19 protein-coding genes are annotated in these 19,571 nt (G+C 63.5%); 11 read left to right on the top strand and 8 right to left on the bottom strand.

Features of this window, described 5'->3' with window-relative positions:
- Positions 1–41 precede the first annotated feature (41 nt).
- Complete coding sequence (locus ACYG9V_RS24895; protein WP_023696199.1) at positions 42–953, bottom strand: polysaccharide deacetylase family protein; 912 nt, start codon at positions 951–953, stop codon at positions 42–44.
- 359 nt (positions 954–1,312) lie between these two features.
- Between ACYG9V_RS24895 and ACYG9V_RS24890 the strand changes: the two genes are divergently transcribed.
- A complete protein-coding gene (locus ACYG9V_RS24890; RefSeq protein ID WP_352765030.1) occupies positions 1,313–2,557 on the top strand; it encodes a DegT/DnrJ/EryC1/StrS family aminotransferase in 1,245 nt (414 codons plus the stop codon).
- A 21-nt stretch (positions 2,558–2,578) separates the two neighbouring features.
- Here ACYG9V_RS24890 and mocR read toward each other — a convergent pair whose 3' ends face one another.
- From mocR to ACYG9V_RS24870, 4 genes are all read right to left on the bottom strand, one after another.
- Entirely contained in the window at positions 2,579–4,045 is a 1,467-nt protein-coding gene (mocR, locus tag ACYG9V_RS24885) for a rhizopine catabolism transcriptional regulator MocR (protein WP_245261866.1), read from the bottom strand.
- Position 4,046: 1 nt separating this feature from the next.
- Complete coding sequence (locus ACYG9V_RS24880) at positions 4,047–4,253, bottom strand: LacI family DNA-binding transcriptional regulator (RefSeq protein ID WP_023705614.1); 207 nt, start codon at positions 4,251–4,253, stop codon at positions 4,047–4,049.
- Between the two features lie 214 nt (positions 4,254–4,467).
- Positions 4,468–5,379 (bottom strand): myo-inosose-2 dehydratase, encoded by a 912-nt coding sequence (gene iolE / locus ACYG9V_RS24875; protein WP_352765032.1) that lies wholly within the window; start codon positions 5,377–5,379, stop codon positions 4,468–4,470.
- Positions 5,380–5,597: 218 nt separating this feature from the next.
- Complete coding sequence (locus tag ACYG9V_RS24870; RefSeq protein WP_023673065.1) at positions 5,598–5,885, bottom strand: DUF3175 domain-containing protein; 288 nt, start codon at positions 5,883–5,885, stop codon at positions 5,598–5,600.
- Between the two features lie 231 nt (positions 5,886–6,116).
- Here ACYG9V_RS24870 and ACYG9V_RS24865 point away from each other — a divergent pair, with 231 nt between their 5' ends.
- The 7 genes from ACYG9V_RS24865 (at position 6,117) to ACYG9V_RS24835 (ending at position 14,095) form a co-directional block, all read left to right on the top strand.
- Positions 6,117–7,289 (top strand): MFS transporter, encoded by a 1,173-nt coding sequence (locus ACYG9V_RS24865; protein ID WP_050587434.1) that lies wholly within the window; start codon positions 6,117–6,119, stop codon positions 7,287–7,289.
- Between the two features lie 155 nt (positions 7,290–7,444).
- On the top strand, positions 7,445–8,473 hold the full coding sequence (gntR, locus tag ACYG9V_RS24860; RefSeq protein ID WP_023746968.1) for an HTH-type transcriptional regulator GntR: 1,029 nt from the start codon (positions 7,445–7,447) through the stop codon (positions 8,471–8,473).
- A gap of 324 nt (positions 8,474–8,797) precedes the next feature.
- Complete coding sequence (locus tag ACYG9V_RS24855) at positions 8,798–9,922, top strand: sugar ABC transporter substrate-binding protein (RefSeq protein ID WP_023682221.1); 1,125 nt, start codon at positions 8,798–8,800, stop codon at positions 9,920–9,922.
- A gap of 93 nt (positions 9,923–10,015) precedes the next feature.
- The gene (locus ACYG9V_RS24850; protein ID WP_352765034.1) at positions 10,016–11,578 is read left to right on the top strand and encodes a sugar ABC transporter ATP-binding protein; all 1,563 of its coding nucleotides are present in this window, start codon (positions 10,016–10,018) and stop codon (positions 11,576–11,578) included.
- Entirely contained in the window at positions 11,575–12,555 is a 981-nt protein-coding gene (locus tag ACYG9V_RS24845; protein ID WP_023733121.1) for an ABC transporter permease, read from the top strand. Before ACYG9V_RS24850 ends, ACYG9V_RS24845 begins: the two co-directional genes overlap by 4 nt.
- Entirely contained in the window at positions 12,552–13,538 is a 987-nt protein-coding gene (locus tag ACYG9V_RS24840; protein ID WP_023673071.1) for an ABC transporter permease, read from the top strand. The genes ACYG9V_RS24845 and ACYG9V_RS24840 overlap by 4 nt, the downstream gene beginning before the upstream one ends.
- 2 nt (positions 13,539–13,540) lie before the next feature.
- Positions 13,541–14,095: a gluconokinase gene (locus tag ACYG9V_RS24835; RefSeq protein WP_023673072.1), complete on the top strand. Its 555-nt coding sequence runs from the start codon at positions 13,541–13,543 to the stop codon at positions 14,093–14,095.
- Here ACYG9V_RS24835 and ACYG9V_RS24830 read toward each other — a convergent pair.
- Positions 14,090–15,235, bottom strand: coding sequence for a hypothetical protein (locus tag ACYG9V_RS24830; RefSeq protein ID WP_352518725.1), 1,146 nt, complete (start codon positions 15,233–15,235; stop codon positions 14,090–14,092). The genes ACYG9V_RS24835 and ACYG9V_RS24830 overlap by 6 nt on opposite strands.
- Before the next feature lie 113 nt (positions 15,236–15,348).
- On the opposite strand from ACYG9V_RS24830, the gene ACYG9V_RS24825 reads away from it, so the two are divergent.
- Entirely contained in the window at positions 15,349–16,890 is a 1,542-nt protein-coding gene (locus tag ACYG9V_RS24825) for an acyl--CoA ligase (protein ID WP_460222026.1), read from the top strand.
- A gap of 65 nt (positions 16,891–16,955) precedes the next feature.
- On the opposite strand, the gene ACYG9V_RS24820 is transcribed toward ACYG9V_RS24825, so the two are convergent.
- Both ACYG9V_RS24820 and ACYG9V_RS24815 read right to left on the bottom strand, forming a co-directional pair.
- Positions 16,956–17,405, bottom strand: coding sequence for an RrF2 family transcriptional regulator (locus ACYG9V_RS24820; protein WP_023673075.1), 450 nt, complete (start codon positions 17,403–17,405; stop codon positions 16,956–16,958).
- A gap of 261 nt (positions 17,406–17,666) precedes the next feature.
- On the bottom strand, positions 17,667–18,653 hold the full coding sequence (locus ACYG9V_RS24815; RefSeq protein ID WP_023744562.1) for a sulfate ABC transporter substrate-binding protein: 987 nt from the start codon (positions 18,651–18,653) through the stop codon (positions 17,667–17,669).
- 240 nt (positions 18,654–18,893) lie between these two features.
- Between ACYG9V_RS24815 and ACYG9V_RS24810 the strand changes: the two genes are divergently transcribed.
- Together ACYG9V_RS24810 and ACYG9V_RS24805 are read left to right on the top strand one after the other, a co-directional pair.
- The gene (locus tag ACYG9V_RS24810; RefSeq protein WP_352765038.1) at positions 18,894–19,166 is read left to right on the top strand and encodes an antitoxin; all 273 of its coding nucleotides are present in this window, start codon (positions 18,894–18,896) and stop codon (positions 19,164–19,166) included.
- A gap of 8 nt (positions 19,167–19,174) precedes the next feature.
- Positions 19,175–19,561, top strand: a complete 387-nt coding sequence (locus tag ACYG9V_RS24805; protein WP_460222025.1) for a PIN domain-containing protein — start codon at positions 19,175–19,177, stop codon at positions 19,559–19,561.
- The last annotated feature ends 10 nt before the right edge of the window (positions 19,562–19,571 follow it).

Genomic DNA, 19,571 nt, shown 5'->3' with positions numbered 1-19,571 from the left:
AGTTCCAATTCCCTCTTTGCGCCATTGGCCGATGGATCGGCTTACGGTGCTGCCCGGGTGGCCGCTTTGCGGGCCTTTGCCGGTGTCGATGCCCCGAGCCGTGCACGAAGCTCCTCGCGCAGCGGCTTCATGCCGATGATGTCGATGTCCTGCGCGCCGAGCCAGTCGCGGAAAGCCTGGTCGCGGAAGAGTTCGTATTCCTCGGTGCGGATATAGGCGGAGCGAGGCTCGATGAGTTCCAACTCGCCCGGCGCGTTGAAGTGCAGGCAAAAGAAGGTCAGGCCTTCGCGCACCCCTTCGACCAATGCCTTGTAGGCGGGCTTTATCGGCTTGGAGCGTGGACGGCCCCAGGTCGTCTGAATGGCGGCGTCGAAGATGACAAAGCCCTTGGCGCGGGCTTCAGTGACGCCGCGCTGGAACGCCGCTTCGGTGACGCCGACGAGATTGTCATTGGGCGAATAGGCCGACAGCGTTTTGGTCAACAGCACCGGCAGCCGATATTCCAGGCCGAGCTTGATGTAGACGTCGCAAAACTCGGGCGACAGCGCTGCTCCCATATGGGCATCAAGATGAGTGACGTCGATGCCGGCGCGGTAGGCGGTGTCGATCTGGGCGCGAAGCTCGGTTTCCACCGCTTGCGGTGCTGCCTTGCGGCGGGTGGTCGCGACATCGGGCCAGAAATAGCCGAACTCGTCCGTCAGGCCGGCCGCACGCGACGGCGACGTCAGCGGCCGCCATTTGTAGTGCTGCTTTTCGCTGTTCAGCGTCAGGTGGACGCCGAGATCGAGCCGGGGATCGGCGGCTGCCGCTTCGGCCATCTCAGGGAACCATGGGCACGGCACCATCACGGCGCCGGAGCTGCAGGCGCCCAGTGCGGTCAGTTCGAGGAAGGCGCTGTTGGCGCCATGGCACATGCCGACATCGTCTTCATGCAGGACGAGCTGTCGCGTCATGGATGGCCACCGTCTTGCCGGCCACCATCTTGCCGGCCACCATCTTGCCGGCACGCCGGTTTCGAGGGTCTTCCAAAGTGTGTCCCGTGCTGCATGGAACCGACCGTTTGCCCAACTGGACGCGATGGAACGCCCAATGCCGGCTTTCCGACAGGGCCACTTCGACGAATTCGGATGGGTACGATTTTTCCGCGGGCCTGCATTCTGAAATGTCGATTTCATTCGATATGCCCACATTCGGCGTCAAACCCGGCCATCAAGCAACCGGGATGGCTTGGTCAGATCGCAGCGGAGTGGTTCTTTCAAACAGCGGCCGCAGGCGTACTGCTTTCATACCATCAGCGATGTGGAGACTTGCCATGTACACTGCCGGCGAAGAAGAGATCGAAGCCATTGCCAGGGTGATCCGCTCGGGTGCGCTGTTTCGCTATGGCGAGAACAGCGAGTGCAACCGCTTCGAGGCCCGCTATGCCAGGCATCTCGGCGTCGAGCATTTTGCGCTGGCCGCCAGCGGCACCTATGGGCTCGCCGCCGGCCTGATCGGCCTCGGCATCGGCCCGGGCGATGAGGTGCTGGTGCCGGCGCACACCTATATGGCGACCGCAACGGCAGTGCTGTCGGTCGGCGCCATTCCGGTCATTGTCGACATCGACGAGAGCCTGACCATTGACCCGGCCGCTCTGCGCGACGCCATCGGCCCGCGCACCAAGGCGGTCATCCCGGTGCATATGTGGGGTGCGGCCTGCAACATGAACGCGATCATGGATATCGCTAAAAAACGCGGTCTGCTCGTGCTGGAAGATGTCTGCCAGGGCATTGGCGGCGGCTATGAGGGCAAGAAGCTCGGCTCCATCGGCCATGCCGGCGCCTACTCCTTCAACTACTTCAAGAACATGACGTCGGGCGAGGGCGGCGGCATCGCCACCAGCGATCCGAAAGTGGCCGAGCGCGCGCGCTGCGCCATCGACCCCTGCCATTTCTACTGGCAGGGCCGCAGCGACAGCATCAAGCCGTTCGCCGGCATCGGGGCGCGCGCCTCGGAATTGATGGGCGCGATGCTCAATGTCCAGCTCGACCGTCTGGACGGCATCATCGAGGCGATGCGGTCGGAGAAGAAGAAGGTGCTGGCCGGCACGCGCCATCTCGGCAATCTCGGCCTGACGCCGTCGCCGATGAACAGCCCCGACGACGATTGCGCGGCGCAGGTGATGTATCTCCTGCCCAGCGAACAGGCGGCGCAGACTTTTTCGAAGACCATTCCGAGCGTCATTGCCGGCAAGACCGGCCGCCACAATTTCACCCAGTGGGACCAGGTGCTGATGCATGAGGGCGCGCACCATCCGGCGCTCAATCCGTACACGCTGCCGGAAAACAAGGGCCTGCGGCTGACCTATGCCGACGACCTCGGCAAGGGTTCTCTCGACATCCTCAACCGCACGGTGATGATCGCGATGAATCCGGCGCATGGCGACGCCGACATCGCCGACATGATCCATAACATCGATGCGGCGGCCCGTGTGGCGCTGGAGAATGCCTCGCTGGAAGATGTCGAGGTGCGCAAGGCAGCGCCCGTCGATCTGCAGAAATTCGATAGTGTGAATTGAAGCGCTCAGCGCTGGATCGGCCTATTGCCGGTCCAGCCGCATGAAGGCAGCGCGCAACGCCAGCACCGCGCGCAGGATCTGGCGTTCGTCCATCGCGGCATAGCCGAGCAGCAGGCCGTGTTCCGGCTCGCTCGAATGGTAGTTGATCGAGATGCCCTGCACGTCGAGGCCCTCCTTGACGGCAGCGGCGACGACGTCACTGTCCTTGTAGGGTCGGACAAAACTGGCCAGCAGTTGCATGCCGGAATCGTTCTCGGTCACTGTCAGCCATTCGGCCAGATGCTCCTGGCACAGCTTGACGAAATTGGCTTGCCGGCGCGCATAAAGGCGGCGCATGCGTTTCAGATGTGTGGCGAAATAGCCTTGCGTGATGAAGTCGTTGACCGTCGCCTGCAGGATCAGCGGCGCGAACTGGCCGGTGATCGAGACGGCACGGTCGAAGGGCACGGACAGTTCGCGGGGTACGATGAGATAGCCGATGCGCAGCGCCGGGATCAGCGTCTTGCCGAAGGAACCAATATAGACGACGCGGTCGGCATGATCGAGGCCGCGCAGCGCCGGCACCGGCCGGCCGCGATAACGATATTCGCCGTCATAATCGTCCTCGACGATCCAGGCGCCGTGGCGTTCCGCGATGTCAAGCAGCTGCAGTCGTTCCTCGATGCGCATGATGGTGCCGAACGGCCACTGGCAGGATGGCGTCACATAGATGAGGCGCGGCGGCGGCAGCTCTGGGTCTGCGAGATGCCATCCAAGGCGATCGACCTTCAAGGGCGCAAGCTGCGCGCCGCTGGCGAGAAAGGCGCTCTTGGCGCCGAGATAGCCGGGCTCCTCCATCCAGACATGATCGCCTTCGTCCATCAGCACGCGCGAAGCGAGGTCGAGTGCCGCCTGCGCGCCGGTGACGATGATGACCTGGTCGGCGGTGCAGTTGATGCCGCGCGACAGGCTGATGGTCGACGCAATGGCCTGGCGCAGACCGGGATGGCCGGCAAAGGAGATATAGCCGAGCAAGTTCTCGTCGCGGCTGCGCGCATTGCGCACCAGAAGGCTGGACCAGATGGTGAAGGGGAAGGAGGCGGTTTCCGGCACGCCGGGATGGAAGTTGATGACGCCGGCATTGCGTGGCGGCTGCGGGCCGTTGACGATGGTCTGACCGCGCCGCGAGAGTTTTTGCGGGGCGGCGAGGCCGGCACGCAGCGCGGCCGGCGGGCGTTTCTGCTGGATCGGCGCCACCCAGGTGCCGGACCCGGCGCGCGCCTCGATAAAACCTTCGGCGAGCAGCTGGTCGTAGGCGGCGATCACCGTGTTTCGGCCGACCTTGAGATCCTCGGCCAGCGAGCGGGTCGATGGCAGCAGCGTGTTCTGCTGGATCTGGCCGTCGAGGATGAAGCGCCGCAGGGCGCCATAGATCTGTCGGTGCATCGGTTCGTCCGAGCCGCGGTCGACCGACATGATGTCGAGGGAAAGGCGCATGTGGTCGGCCAAGCTAGTCTCCGACCAACCTGGCGGCGCGGGCGATCTTCTCTTCGTTAAGCAGGCAAACGGTCTCGAGCACCAGCCGTCTGGTTGCGGGACGGACCTCACGGCTGTTCTTCAGCGCGCGGTGAACGGTTGCCGCGCCGAGTTCCGCCTTCTCGGCGATCTCACGGATGGTGCAAAGCCGTTCCATGCCGAGTGCCGCCTCGAATGCCATGTCGCTCCTCCATCTGCATCAAGGCATGCCTCGTCGCCAGCCTCAAGCTGGAAACGCCGGGCCGGCAACTCGGGGGCAAAAATTTCGATGCCAAGAACTGTGCGATCCGCGCCGCCAAGGGAGGGCGGCGGCGCGGATCGCCGGGCGCTTTCGCGTCGCTACCCCTACCGAAGCGCGCGCCCAACCGGCCCAACCACCAGCCCCCCGGCGGTGGTTAGGCCATGTCTCGTATTGCCACGTCGAACCCGGCCGCGCAGGCCGTTTTGAGAAGCGAAGCGTAACCTTTCGTGGCATAGGTCAAGGGATGTGCCTTGGCCGGATCCTGCTCGGCCTCAACGACGATCCAGCCTTCGAAGCCATGGCTGGCCAGCGGCTTCAACAGCGACAGGAAATCGACGGAGCCGTCGCCGGGCACAGTGAAAATTCCTTCCATCACTGCCGCCATGAAACTCATGTCCTCGCGCCGTGCCTTCTCCAGCACGGCCGCGCGGACGTCCTTGCAATGAAAATGCACGATGCGGTCGAGATGCCGGTTCAGGAGCGAGGCCGGGTCGCCGCCTGAGAACAGACAATGGCCGGTATCGAACAGCAGGCCGACGCTCTTGCCGGTTGCGGCCATCAGCCTGTCGACCTCGTCATCGCTCTCGACGATGGTGCCCATATGGTGATGGAAAGCCATGCCGACGCCGAAGGCAGCCATGCGGTCGGCGAGTTCGGTCAGCTTCTCGCCATAGGCAGTCCATTCGCCGTCAGCGAGGCGCGGACGCTGTGAGATCGGCGCGAAAATGCCGTCATGACGGCCGCGCGAGGTGTCGGCATAGACGACGACCTTGGCGCCGAGGTCGCGCAGCAGGGTCAGATGCGAGGTGATGGCGGCGAATTCCTCGTCGACCGTGCGGTCCAGAATGCGGCCGTCATACCAGCCGGAGACGAGCTCCAGTCCGTAAGAAGACAGGATCGGTCCAAGCTCGTCGCTTCGCCTGGGGAATTTGCCGCCGAGTTCGGTGCCGCGATAGCCGGCCTGCCTGGTTTCCGACAGACATGTCGCGAGCGGCGTATCGCCGCCGAGTGCGGGAACATCGTCATTGCTCCAGGTGATGGGATTGATGCCGATCTTGACCGTCATGCCGCTACTTCAAAGGCTCGGGGAACCACAAAGCCGAGGCCGGCAAACTGAGGGGAAAGAGGACCTGTCACTAGGTCCAGTTGAGGTGAATTTGGCAGAACCAATCGGGAGCGCTAAAAAAGCGCTTCCCGTTTGAACGGACTAAGTCGACGCGCTTTATGTCTTCGTTTTATGCATGTCGTTGTCTCAAAACCGGCGCCACTTTTGAGCGACATGCATTAATCCTGCTGCGGCCTTCCGAAGGCCGCGCGCAGTTCGTCCTTGGCGTCCTCGAGCACTTTCCGGCGCGCCTGCGGCAGGTTCTTGCCGGCGCGGTTGATGTAGAAATTCAGCATCGACATGGCCGACTGAAACGGCTCGGCCTTGCGGCGGTCGCTGTGCTCGGCCGAGCGCTTGAGCGAGGCCGCGATCTTCCTGGCGTCGTCGGCTTCGAAGATATGGTCCTCGAGGTCCATCGCATCGCTGTGCTCGGTCACCTCGGCCGACCATTTCTTTTTCGCGGTCATGACAAACTCCTTCCTGTCGCAAAAACTCGGGCAGGCCGCCGCCGGTTCCCGAGAAAGCCGCCGGGCCGCTGGAGCCACGGATCATGGCCCTGTGGCGCTGCCCGTCGCGGTGAATGCGCCGATAGTGGCGACACAACGGTCGACTTCCCAGGACCGTAGACAGGAAACGCCTTGACCCCGATCGTCGCCAATCAGGCGGATAGCCCCGGCATCGACAGCAGCTACGCCTGGATGCGGCTTGCCATCTCCATGCTGCTGGCGACGATCGGTGCGGTCGGCATGTGGGCCGTCGTCGTCGTGCTGCCGGCCGTGCAGGCCGAGTTCGGCGTTGACCGCGCCGCGGCATCGATGCCCTACACCGCAACCATGGTCGGCTTCGCCGCCGGCAATGTGCTGGTTGGCCGCGCGGTCGATCGCATGGGGTATTGGATCCCGGCACTGCTATCCTCGGTGGCTCTCGCCGCCGGCCTGCTGCTCGCCGCGCTGTCGACCTCTATCCTGCAATTCACCCTTGCCCAGGGCGTGCTGATTGGTGTCGGCACATCGGTGATCTTCGGGCCGCTGATCGCCGACATCTCGCACTGGTTCAACCGTCGGCGCGGCGTCGCCGTCACAGCTGCGGCGGCTGGCAACTATCTCGCCGGAGCGCTCTGGCCAACCATCATGCCGACACTGATCAAGGCGGAAGGCTGGCGCTTCACCTATGCCGGCATCGGTGTCTTCTGCCTGGTCACCATGGTGCCACTGGTGCTGTTGTTGCGGCGCGCTGCTCCGGCGGCGGCTGCCGCCGGTTCACCCGGAAGCCGGCCAGTGCAGTCGATTTCGCTGTCGCCGGCGGCGTTACAGGTGCTGCTGATCGTTGCCGGCCTCGGCTGCTGCGTGGCGATGTCGATGCCGCAGGTGCACATCGTCGCCTATTGCATGGATCTTGGCTACGGCATTGCGCATGGCGCCGACATGCTGTCGATCATGATGGCGGCGGGCGTCGTCAGCCGGCTTGCCTCCGGCTTTGTCGCCGACCGCATCGGCGGCGTGAAAACCCTGCTTATCGGTTCCGTGCTGCAATGCCTGTCGCTTTTGTTTTACATCCCGTTCGACGGGCTTGCCTCGCTCTATGTCGTGTCGCTGGTGTTCGGCCTGTCGCAAGGCGGCATCGTGCCTTGCTATGCCATCATCGTGCGCGAATACCTGCCCGCCAGGGAGGCCGGCCAGCGTATCGGCATCGTCATGATGGCGACCATCTTCGGCATGGCGATCGGTGGCTGGATGTCGGGCTGGATCTACGACCTGACCGGCTCCTACGCCGCCGCGTTCCTCAACGGGATCGCGTGGAACTTGCTGAACATAGTGGCCATCGGGCTGCTGCTGTGGAAAGCAAAACGCAGTGCTGCCCTGATGGCTTAGGAAGGCAGGATTGCCCTGTTGCTTGACAAGGGCGATTGGCTGCGCGACGCCAGCAGGCGAGTGGGTGCGGCAGCAGCCGGCATGGTGGCAGTGGAAAAGCTGAACATGGTTTCGCAAGGGCGCAGCGGCCGGGGCCCGGCACGTGGAGGATGTCCATGACCAAGCCGCGCTCGCGTCGCGGCGGCGGCCGCCCGACCCTATCAGATGTTGCGCGCAAGGCCGGCGTCGGCGCCATCACCGTGTCGCGGGCGCTGCGCGAACCGGAACGCGTCAGCCAAGATCTGCGGCGCCAGATCCAGGCCGCCGTCGACGAACTCGGTTATGTCCCGGATCCCAATGCACGGGCGCTGGCCTCGGCGCGCGCCGATGTGTTCGGCGTGCTGGTGCCGTCGCTGACCAACAACGTCTTCGCCGAAGTGGTGCGCGGCATCTATGACAGCCTGTCGGACGGCCCGTTCCGCGTCCAGCTCGGCAACACCCATTATTCCGGCCTCGAGGAGGAGCGCCTGCTGCAGGTGTTCGCACCGCAGCGCCCGGCGGCGCTGATCGTGGCCGGCATCGACCAGACGCCGACCTCGCGAAAACTGCTGGAGAGCGCGGGCTGCCCGGTGGTGCAGGTGATGGAGACCGGGTCCGATCCGGTCGACATGCTGGTCGGCTTCTCGCATTTTGACGGCGGCCGCACCGCGACCGAGCATCTGATCGAGGCCGGCTACCGGCGGATCGGCTTCATCGGCGCACGCATGGACCCGCGCTCGCAGCGGCGGCTTGCCGGCTATCGCGCGGCAATGGAGAAGGCCGGCCTGTTCGACCCCCGGCTGGTCACCACCACGCCGCTACTGTCCAGCGTGACGCTCGGCCGCGAGCTGCTTCGCGATGCGCTGGCCAAGATGCCGGCGCTCGACGGCGTCTTCTGCAACAATGACGACATCGCGCTCGGCGTTTTGTTCGAATGCCATAGCGCCGCGCTCAACGTGCCGAAAACAATCGGCATTGTCGGCTTCAACGACCTCGAAATGATGCAGGCGGCGTTCCCGCCGCTCACCAGTATCCGCACCCCTCGCTATGAAATCGGCCGTCGGTCTGTCGCCATGGCGCTGGCGGCGATCGCAGGACGAAGGCCTGAGCAGCGGGTCGTCGATCTCGGTTTCGAACTCAAGCCCCGCGAGAGCACCGCACGCTGAACAGGCTTTGGCGGCCTCAGCAAATGGTGCTTTACACAACGTGATGGTAGCGCTACCATTTTCGTCGGGCAGACGTTTTGATGAAAGGCCGCCCTGTTTATTATACATAAGCAACAGCTCATGCTTGTTTATTATGTATAATATGCTAGTTTCGTTTCTCGCCTGTGAAGCGGCGAGGGGGAGGGGATCGGGCCGGCTTCGGGCCCTTGAGACGTGGCGCCGGCCAGGCTGGAGGGCCTTCGGCAGGCGTGGAAACCACACCACGACAAATTGCATCAAATAAATAAGCAGCAGCAAACAAAACTACAACTGGGAGGAATATCGATGATCAAGTCACTTGTTGGTGGCATCGTTGCCGCCACTGCATTCGTCATGCTGAGTTCGTCGGCCATGGCCGACCCAGAAGTCGTCAAGGGACCGTCGGCTGAGCCGGATTGCTTTGCGCCCTGGGCGGCCGATACGCAGTTCTTCAAGTTCCCCAAGAAAGACGGCCCATACCGCATCGCGCTCGCCAATGGCTATATCGCCAACACTTGGCGCATCCAGATGGTGCAGACCGCCAAGGCCTATGCGGCCCAGCCGGAGGTCGCCGCGAAACTGAAGGAATTCAAGGTCGTCTCGACCGGCGAGGACGTGCCGGCTCAGATTTCGGCGATCAACAACTTCATCGATTCCGGCTATGATGCGATCGTCGTCAACGCCCAGAACCCGACCGCTTTCGGGCCGGTCATCAAGCGCGCCAAGGAAGCTGGCGTCATCCTCGTCGCCTTCGACAATATTCTCGATACCAAGGACGCCATCAACGTCAATGTCGACCAGAAGGGCCTTGGCGAATTGTGGGGCAAATGGCTGGTCGGCCATGTGCCGAATGGCGGCAAGGTGCTCGAAGTGCGCGGCGTTGCCGGGACTTCCGTCGACACCGACCGTCACAACGGAATCCATGAAGCGCTCGATGCCTCCGGCAAGAAATGGGACGTCACCGAGGTGGTCGGCAAATGGGACGACGGCGTGGCACAGAAGGCCACGGCCGACGCCATTGCCACCAACGGTCCGTTCGACGGAATCACCGGGCAAGGCGGCGACACCGGCATCGTGCAGGCGATGATCGATGCCAAGCATGCTTTCGTGCCGTTCGGCGGGGAGACCGAGAACGGTTTCCGCAAGTTCTGCGCGGCACATGCCGGTGACGGGCTGAAATGCTCATCGGCCGGCACCGGTCCGGCGCAGGTCGCGGTCGCCATCAAGACGGCGATTGCCGCGCTCGAAGGCAACGTCGTGCCGCAGGCGGTGAAACTGCCGCTGGCGATCGTCGAGGATCCGAACTTCAAGGCCGGTCAGGATTTCTTCCCCGACCAGTCCGACAATTTCTTCGTCGGCAATTCCTTCCCGACCTGCGGCATCAATTTCACCGCGCAGGAAATCATGGGCCAGACCAAAGCTGACCAATAGGGCTGACCAATAGGCGGCATATCCGGCGCCGCGGGATCTCCGCGGCGCCGGCCACTCGATATCCCTTGAAGTCAAACTGCCTCGGGAGGGCCGATGGACGGTGCGGTTCCGCTCTTCCGGATGGAAGGCATATCCAAGCGCTATGGTGGTGTGCGGGCGCTGGAAAAGGCCGAGCTTTCGGTCGCGTCCGGTAGCATCCACGCCATTCTCGGCGAAAACGGCGCCGGCAAATCGACGCTGATCAAGGTCATGGCGGGCGTCGTCGCGCCCGACGAAGGCCGCATGATGCTGAACGGCGGCGAGGTGACGTTCGCTTCGCCTGCTGTTGCAAACAAGTCCGGCATCGTCTGCATCTTCCAGGAGCTGTCGCTGGTTCCCGAACTCAGCGTTGCCGACAACATCGTCATCTCCGATCCGCCGAAGCGTTTCGGCATGATCGACCGCAAGGCGCAGCGCCGCATTGCCGAGGATGCGCTGGCACGCGCAGGTGCGGCCGATATCCATCCATTGGCGCTGGTCAAGGATCTTCCGCTTTCAAGAAGACAGATGGTCGAGATTGCCAAGGCATTGGCCAGGAAGCCGCGCATCCTGATCCTCGACGAGGCGACCTCGGCGCTGACCGCGACGGACGTCGCCAGGATATTCAGCGTGCTCAAGCGGTTGCGCTCGGAAGGGTTGGCGCTGCTTTACATTTCGCACCGCATGAACGAGATCGCCGAGCTTGCCGACCACTGCACGGTGTTTCGCAACGGCCGCAATGTCGCCAGCTACAAGGCAGGCACAAAGAGCGACAACGAAGTCGTCGAACTGATGATCGGGCGCGAATACAGCCATATTTTCCCGCCCAAACCCGCGCGCACCGCAGCCGCCGCCGTTCCTGTGCTGGAGGCGCGCAAGCTGTCCTGGACGGACCGGCTGGACAATGTCTCGCTGACGGTCGGGGCAGGCGAGGTCGTCGGCCTTGGCGGCCTGGACGGCCAGGGCCAGCGCGAATTGCTGCTTGCCTTTTTCGGTGTGCTGCGCGGCCTCGGCGGCCAGATCCTTATCGACGGCAAGCCTGTTTCGATCGCCAGCCCCCAAGCGGCGCGCGACGACCGCATCGGCATGGCGCTGATCCCGGAGGACCGCAAGACCGAAGGCCTGATGCTGCCGATGACGGTGCGCGAGAACCTCTCCTTTGCCGCCCTAGACCGGCTGTCCAAGGCCGGCATCATCGACCGCGCCGCCGAACAGCGGCTGATCGACGACATGGTCGGGCTGCTGGCGATCAAGACGGCCGGCCTCGACATTCCGGTCGGTGCGCTGTCGGGGGGCAACCAGCAGAAGGTGGTCATCGCCAAATGGCTGATGCGCCAGCCGCGTATCATCCTGCTCAACGATCCGACGCGCGGCATCGACGTCGGCACCAAGCAGGAACTCTATCAACTGATGCGCAAGCTGGCGGATGCGGGGGCGGCGATCCTGTTCTATTCGACCGACTATGACGAACTGATCGGCTGCTGCGACCGCGTGCTGGTGCTCTATGACGGCGCGGTCAAGCGCGAGCTGGTCGGGGCCGAGATCACCGAGCGGGCGCTCATTGCAAGCGCGCTCAACATCCACGGCGATGACGGCGCGAGAGACGATGCCGGCGCAAGACAGGGAGCGGACGCGTGAAAGAGTGGCGCTACTGGCTGGCCGAGCAGCGCGGAACACTGATGGCACTCGGCATATTCATTGTCATGTTCGTCATCTACACCTCGAACCATCCGGCGGGCTTCACCGCCAATGTCGTGCAGACGGCGTCCAACAAGGGCGTGCTGCTCGCCTTCGTCGCCATGGCGCAGACACTGGTCGTGATCACCGCCGGCATCGACCTCTCCGTCGGCATGATCTTCACGCTGACCAATTGCCTCGCCTCCTGGCTAGTCATCGGCACCGGCCTCGAGACCGCTTTCGGCGTCATCGCCGTGCTCGGCACCGGGTTCCTGTGCGGGGCGATCAACGGCGCCATCGTCATCTACGGCCGCCTGCAGCCGATCGTCGCCACGATCGCCACGGGTGCGGTCTATTTCGGCATCGCGCTGCTGCTGAGGCCGTTTCCCGGCGGTTCGGTCAACGAAGGTCTCGCCGACGCGCTGACCGGACGCCTGTTGGGCGTGGTGCCGGCGAGCCTGGTCGTGCTGCTCGCCGTCGTGCTCGTGGTCTGGGTACCGTTCAGCCGCTCGGTGCTCGGGCGCGCGGCCTATGCGGCCGGATCCTCGGAGACGGCGGCCTACATGTCCGGTGTGCCGATAAGGCGCGGCAAGTTCGCTGCCTACGCGCTCGCAGGCCTGTTGGCCGCGATCGGCGGACTGTTCCTGACCTTCTTCACCTATACCGGCGATGCAGCCTATGCCAGTGGCAACGCCTATACGCTGTTTTCGATTGCCGCGGTGGTGCTGGGCGGCGTCTCGCTGTTCGGCGGCAAAGGCAGCGCCATCGGCGCCATCTTCGGCGCGCTGGCCTTCCGCACCATCGGCGACCTGTTGTTCGTGTTCGATTTCGACCCGCTATGGCAGCCACTGTTCCAGGGCGTTATCCTGCTGGTTGCGGTCAGCCTCGGCGCCTTCGCACTGTTTCGGGTCCGCAACCGGCTGGAGTGGTTCCTGTGAGCGAAACGACGTTGGGCGGCATAGCCGGCCGCATGCCGAAATTCATCCGCCGCGCCGATCCGGCGGTGCTGACGGCCTTCGCCTGCATCGTGCTGTTGCTGTTCCTAGGCAGCCTCTATTCCAGGAGCTTTCTGTCGCCTGAATATCTCTTGCAGCAGCTCAAGGTGGCCTCGTTCCTCGGCGTCATCGCCACAGGCATGATGCTGGTCATCCTGCTAGGCCAGATCGACCTGTCGGTGCCGTGGGCGGTGGCGGCGGGCGCGATGATGGCGTGTGCGGCTGCGGCCTATGGCCCGATCGGTGTGGCGCTGGCCATCCCGTTCGGCATCTTCTGCGGGGTGCTGATCGGCATCGTCAACGGCTTTGGCGTCGCCTATCTGCGCATACCCTCGATGATCATCACGCTCGCAACCAACGCTGTCGCTCAGGGGCTCATGGTCGTTTATACCGGCGGCTACTCGCCACAGGATTCGGCCACCGGCGCCATGCGCTATCTTGCGACAGGTTTTACCATTCCAGGCGTGCCTAACGCCGTCATCATCTGGGCCCTGATTGGTGCCGCGATGGTGTTCGTGCTGTCCCGCACCAGCTTCGGCCGCACCGTCTACGGCATCGGCAACCGCGAGCGTGCCGCCTATCTCTCCGGCATCGATACAAGGCGCGTGGTGATGATCGCCTTCGCTATCTCAGGCGGGCTGTCCGCCTTTGGCGGAGTGCTTCTCGCCGGCTATGCCTCCAAGGCGGCGCAATCGATGGGCGATGCCTATCTCCTGCCGTCGATCGCCGCCGTGGTTCTGGGCGGCACCTCCATCCTGGGTGGCCGCGGCTCCTATCTCGGCACCGTCGCCGGTGTCATTCTGATCACCCTCCTGCAGTCCATACTCTCGGTCATGCAGATGCCGGAGGCGGGGCGGCAGATCGTCTATGGCCTGGTCATCGTCGCCATGCTCCTGCTCTACGGCCGCGCGCCGGCAAGCCGCTGACCATGGACGAAAAGACCGCAAAGGCGCCAATGGGCGCTACCGGCTCAGTGCCTCGGGCCATTGTGGTGATGGGCGTCGCCGGCTGCGGAAAATCGGCTGTCGGCAAAGCATTGGCAGCAGAGGAAGGGGCCGTCTTTGTCGAAGGCGACAGGCTGCACCCACCCGAAAACGTCGCCCGCATGGCGAGCGGCGAGCCGCTCACAGATCAACTGCGTGAGGGCTGGCTCGATGCCATCGGCGAGCGGATCGCCGACCTGACCGGCAGCGGCCAAAGCGTGGTTGCCGCCTGCTCGGCGCTGAAGCGCAGCTACCGCGATCGTCTGCGTGGCTTCCGCCGGGATATCGATTTCATCTATCTGAAGATCGATCCCGCAACCGCCAAGCAGCGTGTCGCCAACCGCAAGGGCCATTTCATGCCGGCAAGCCTGGTCGAAAGCCAGTTCGCCATCCTTGAGCCGCCTGGCGCCGACGAGCGGGCGCTGACGGCCGACGCCACACTTCCAGTGGCTGAGATCGTCACCGCCGTTGCCAGCCTGCTGGCCGGCGCAAAATCATGAACCACCCTCGTCGGGCAAGGCGGTTTCCGGTCGTTCGGTGAACCGGTCGGCGCCGGACCAGACCATCATTTGCTCGGGATAGAGTTTCAGCGCCTCCAGCAAGCGGTCGCGCTTGAGCAATATGTACTCGGCCTGCAGCGCCATGTTCTTGGCGCCGGCTCTGGCCGCGCGCTCGCCGGCCTCTGCCGGGGCCGGCACCAGTTCGGGACTTAGGACGGCGCGGTATTGGCGGAACGGATCGGTCTCGAAGGTCGACATGGAAAACAGCGCCGCCTTGCCTCTGGCAGCGAAATTCGTCGGCGCCGAGGCGAGGTGAGTCCAGCCGCTCTCGCCAAGGCCGACTTCGGTGAATGTCGAGCCGGCATGCACGGTGTTGGTCACCAATACGACGCCGTTGCTGCCAAGGATCTTCTGGATCCGGCCGGTGACCTGGTAGGCGTCGCTGCGGTCGAACACGATCCGGCTTTTCAGGAAACGGTTCTCGACCCGAACCATCGGCGGGTTCAGGAAGCGCAAGCCGAAGGTCGAATCGGATATGCCGTGAGCCCTGACGCTGAGCTGGTGTGTCTCGATACCGGCCTCATGGAGAGCGCGTTTGCCGATGATGGTCTGTGCCGTGAACTGATCGCACCAGATGATAGCGCCGTGGCCGCGCTTCAGCGCCGCTTGCAGGCCTTCCAGGCCCTCCAGCCGGATATCAGGTGACCAGCGGCGGCCGATGAGATGCGCGGCAAGCAGCAAACGCCGGCGGTGGTTGGCGCAGAGCAAGGCCCTGAACTGCCTTTGCGCATCGATGCCATTGCCGAGCACGGCGCGCGTCGCGGCGGCGTAGCGCACGAAATCCTTGCGGATATGGCGCTTGAGGCGCAGCCCCGATATGCGACTGCAGATCGCGGCCCACCAATTGACCGGCAGCAATGCCGCGACCCCGAGATAGAAGGCGGCCAGCAGCAGCTCGCGGAAATCCCTGTTGTTGAAGGTGCGCAACTTGCCGGCGCGGACCTGCTTGCGGCTGAAGAAGCGGACATGCTCGGCGCGTTCGGGCACCAGGATGTCGGCGATGATTTCCGTATGATAAATGACGGCGGAAGATGGTGTCCGGTCGGCTTTCCGGGATTTTCCCAACCACGGCAGCCTCATCCGATCGGTGTCCACCTGTTCTTGCGTGCGTCCGGAAATCGCTTTACTGCGTCTGCCACGGGCGCGCAATCGGCGCCGGCAAGGCCATGGTGAACGCCATTCAGGGTTCGAACTTGAAACAGGCCCTATCGGTAGCACTTCCCCAACTGGCGCCCTGGCGGCCGGCTGCGGTGGCGCTGATGGCGCCGGACCGGCCGTCCCTGAGCTTTGCCGGCCTCGCCAATCTTGTCGACAAGCTCTGCGGCGATCTCGCCAGGCGTGGCGTTGCCCGCGGCACGGCCGTCGGCATCGTCTTGCCCAACGGCCCGGAAACGGCGGCCTGTTTCCTGGCGGTCTCGGCGTTGGCGACGGCGGCGCCGCTCAATCCGGCTTACGGCGAAGACGAATTCCGCTTCTATCTCGGCGATCTCGATGTGAAGCTGCTGCTGTGCGGACAAGGCATGGGCGATGCCGCGCGCAACGCCGCAAAGGGGCTCGGCATTGCGGTGCTCGACGTCGTCGTGACTGACGGCGCCAAGGCTGGCGAGTTTCTGCTGGCGGGCGACGCCGAGGTGGAGGCTGCCAGCGAGGCTCGCCTCGACGATATGCAGTTCAACGGACCCGACGATTTCGCGCTTGTCCTGCACACATCGGGAACCACGGCGCGACCGAAGATCGTCGGCTTGCGGCAGCGCAATCTGCAGGCATCGATGGCCAACATCGCCAGCACCCTGGCGCTGTCGGCAAACGATATGTGTCTCAACGTGATGCCGCTGTTCCACATTCACGGGCTGATGGCGGCGCTCAGCGCACAGCTGGCAGTCGGCGGCGCTGTTGTCTGCACGCCGGGCTTCAACCCGCTCAAATTCTACGGCTGGCTGGGCGATTTCCGGCCGAGCTGGTACAGCGCGGTGCCGACCATGCATCAGGCGATCCTGGCGCGCGCCGCCCGCAATGGCGAAACCATCGCGGCTGCGCGGCTGCGCTTCATCCGCTCGTCTTCGGCAGCGCTTCCCGACACCGTGTTCCGCGACCTCGAGCGCGTCTTCGGCTGTCCGGTGGTCGAGGCCTATGGCATGACCGAGGCGGCGCACCAGATGACATCCAACGGCCTGCCGCCGGCACGCCGCAAGCCAGGCTCGGTCGGCCTGCCTGCGGGTCCGCAGGTGACGATCCTGGACGACAAGGGGACGATCCTGCCGGCGGGTGAAAAGGGCGAGATCGCGGTGCGCGGCGCCAACATCCATGATGGCTATCTCGACAATCCGGTGGCCAATGAAGCTGCCTTCAGCGATGGCTGGTTCCGCACCGGCGACCAGGGTCTCATCGACGAGGATGGCGATCTGAAGATCACCGGGCGGCTGAAGGAGATCATCAACCGCGGCGGCGAAAAGATCTCGCCGCTCGAGGTCGACAATGTGCTGCTCGATCATCCGCTGGTGGCGCAGGCGGTGACCTTCGCCGTGCCGCATGCCATGCTCGGCGAGGAGGTGGGTGCGGCTATCGTGCTGGCCGAGGGCGCCATCGCCGACGCCGATGAGATACGCGATTTCGCGCGCAGCCGCATTGTCGAGTTCAAGGTGCCGCGCCACATCTTGTTTCTTCAGGAGATACCCAAGGGTCCCACAGGCAAGATCCAGCGCGTCGGCCTGGCCGGCAAGCTCGGCCTGGTCTGAGGACTCTCATTTGAGCATGATCTTGTCCGAAAACCGGTTCCCACTTTTCGGGACCATGCTCTAATTTAGATCTGCGATGTCAGCTCGACCGGAAAATCATCATTGTCGGCGTCGCGCATGGCGGCGAGGCTGCGATTGTCCAGCACTTCGGCGATCGCCTGGCGCACTTCCAGCATCATGTGCCGGACCTGGCAGGTCGCCTCGTCGCAATCCTCGCAGCGCTGGTATTGCGTGCGGCTGGCGCAGGGTATGGGAGCGAGCGGGCCGTCCAGCACGCGCACGACGTGGCCGATCTTGATTTCGGAAGCCGGCCGGGCGAGGCGATAACCGCCTTCCTTGCCCTTGCGACTGAGGACGAAACCGGCATTGCGCAGCTCGCCCAGAATGGCATCCAGAAATTTCTTCGGGATGTTGTTGGCGATCGCGATGTCGTTGACGAATGCAAGCTGGCCGACCGGCAGGCCGGAAAGATGCACGAGGGCCTTGAGGCCGTATTTGCCTTTTTTGGTAAGCATGCCCGCTTCAGTTCATGAAAACCCCAACCACCCGCATCTGGCGGTTGTTTGTGTGCAAATCATGACGTTTCGCCTGAACAACCCGGTTTCGCGTAGAACAAGCCGCCCGGTTGAGACGTTAGGCACAAAGGCGTTGATTCTTTGTAACGCTTTTCGCCGATCGCGACAGATTCCGCCTGAAAGCCGTTTGTCGGCGCGCGAAATCAAAAAAGCCGGCAAAGCGCCGGCTTTCTTGTGAGGTGAGGTCGAACGCTGCTGATATCAGCGGCTGCCATAGGTCTGGTCGAGCAGACCGCCGGCGGCGAAGTGCTCCTTCTGTACCTTGTCCCAGCCGCCAAAGACGTCTTCCACCGTCAGCAGGCGGACATCGGGGAAGTCGGCCTTGTATTTTGCCGCGACTTCAGCGTTGCGGGCGCGCAGGCCATTTTCAGCCGCGATGGTCTGGCCCTCGGGCGTGTAGAGGAAGTCGAGATAGGTCTTGGCGAGGTCACGGCTGCCGTGCTCGTCGGCGACCTTGTCGACGATCGCCACCGGGAATTCGGCGAGCAGGCTGACCGTTGGCGTGACCTGTTCGAACTTGTCGTTGCCATACTCCTTGCGGATGCCGCGCGTTTCCGACTCGAAGGTGATCAGCACGTCGCCGATCTCGCGCTGCACGAAGGTGGTGGTGGCGGCGCGCCCGCCGGTGTCGAAGATCGGCACGTTGTTGAACAGCTTGGTGACGAACTCCTTCACCTTGGCGTCGTCGCCCTTGAAGGCTTCCTTGGCGTAGGCGGTTGCGGCCAGATAGGTGTAGCGCGCATTGCCCGACGTCTTGGGGTTGGGGAAGATCACCTGCACGTCGTCGCGCACGAGGTCGTTCCAGTCCTTGATGTGCTTGGGGTTGCCCGCGCGGACGAGAAAGGATGGGAGCGAATAGAAGGGCGAGGCGTTGTCGGGGAAATCCTTCTGCCAGTCGGCGGAGACGAGGCCTTTCTTGACCAGAAAGTCGATGTCGGTGACCTGGTTGAAGGTGACGACATCGGCGCCGAGGCCTTCGGCAATGGCGCGCGCTTGCGCTGAGGTGCCGGCGTGCGACTGGTCGACGGTGAAGCCCGGATGGCCGGCGACGAAAGCCTTGTTCACCTGGGCGAACAATTCGCGGCCGACATCATAGGAAGCGTTGAGCAATTTGTCGGCCGACCAGGCCTGCGAACAGGCGAGGATCAGGCCGGCGACAGTGGCGACGCTGAGGAAAAATCGCTTCATGAAAACAGGCTCCGATGTGCAATGCGTTGCCAGAACATAGCTGGGCCGGAGGGTGTACTGCGAGGCACACGGGGCAGACGTATGGCGTTGCAGCGAAAAAGAAATCGCTGAAGCAGGTTATCGGCGAAATTTCATTCCAGCCGAAATGCCGATGCGTTGGGGTTTTCTGTGGTTTGCAATTCGAGGCCGAGTGGCATATACAAATGGCATATACAAGTGGAACAGACAGGGGAGGCTGCCATGCCGCAGCACCGTCACTCAATACCACCGTCCAGGGAGGCGAAGTTGTTTCGCAACAACCGCAGTCAGGCGGTTCGCATCCCTGTCGAATTCGAGCTGCCTGGCGAGAAGGTCCTGATCAGCCGCGATGGCGACCGGCTGATCATCGAGCCGGTCCGTCAACCAGGCCTCACCGCCTTGCTCACCCAATGGTCGAAAGAGCCGCCGCTTGGTCCTGAAGACGACTTTCCCGAGATCCATGATGCGCCCGTGGGGCCTGAGGATATCTTTTGATTCGGTTCATGCTGGACACCAACATTCTCAGCGACATGATCCGAAACCCTGCCGGCAAGGCTGCCAGTGCGGCGGTTCGCGCGGGAGACGGTGCCCTGTGCACCAGCATCGTTGTCGCCTCGGAGCTGCGTTATGGCTGCGCCCGCAAGAAATCGGCCAAGCTGCTCGCCAAGGTGGAGGAATTGCTCGCCGAGGTTCCTGTGTTGCCGCTCGATGTGCCGATGGATAACGAATACGGAGCACTTCGTGCCGAGCTGGAGGCCAGAGGCCAGCCAATCGGCCACAATGATCTTTTCATTGCTGCCCATGCCTGTGTGTTGGGGACGACACTGGTGACGGCCAACACCGAGTTCCGTCGGATCAAGGGCCTGACGGTCGAGAACTGGCTGGAGTAGCGCCGGATCG

This window comes from Mesorhizobium sp. W016, assembly GCF_054719485.1.
This window is presented reverse-complemented; position numbering and strand designations above follow the sequence as displayed.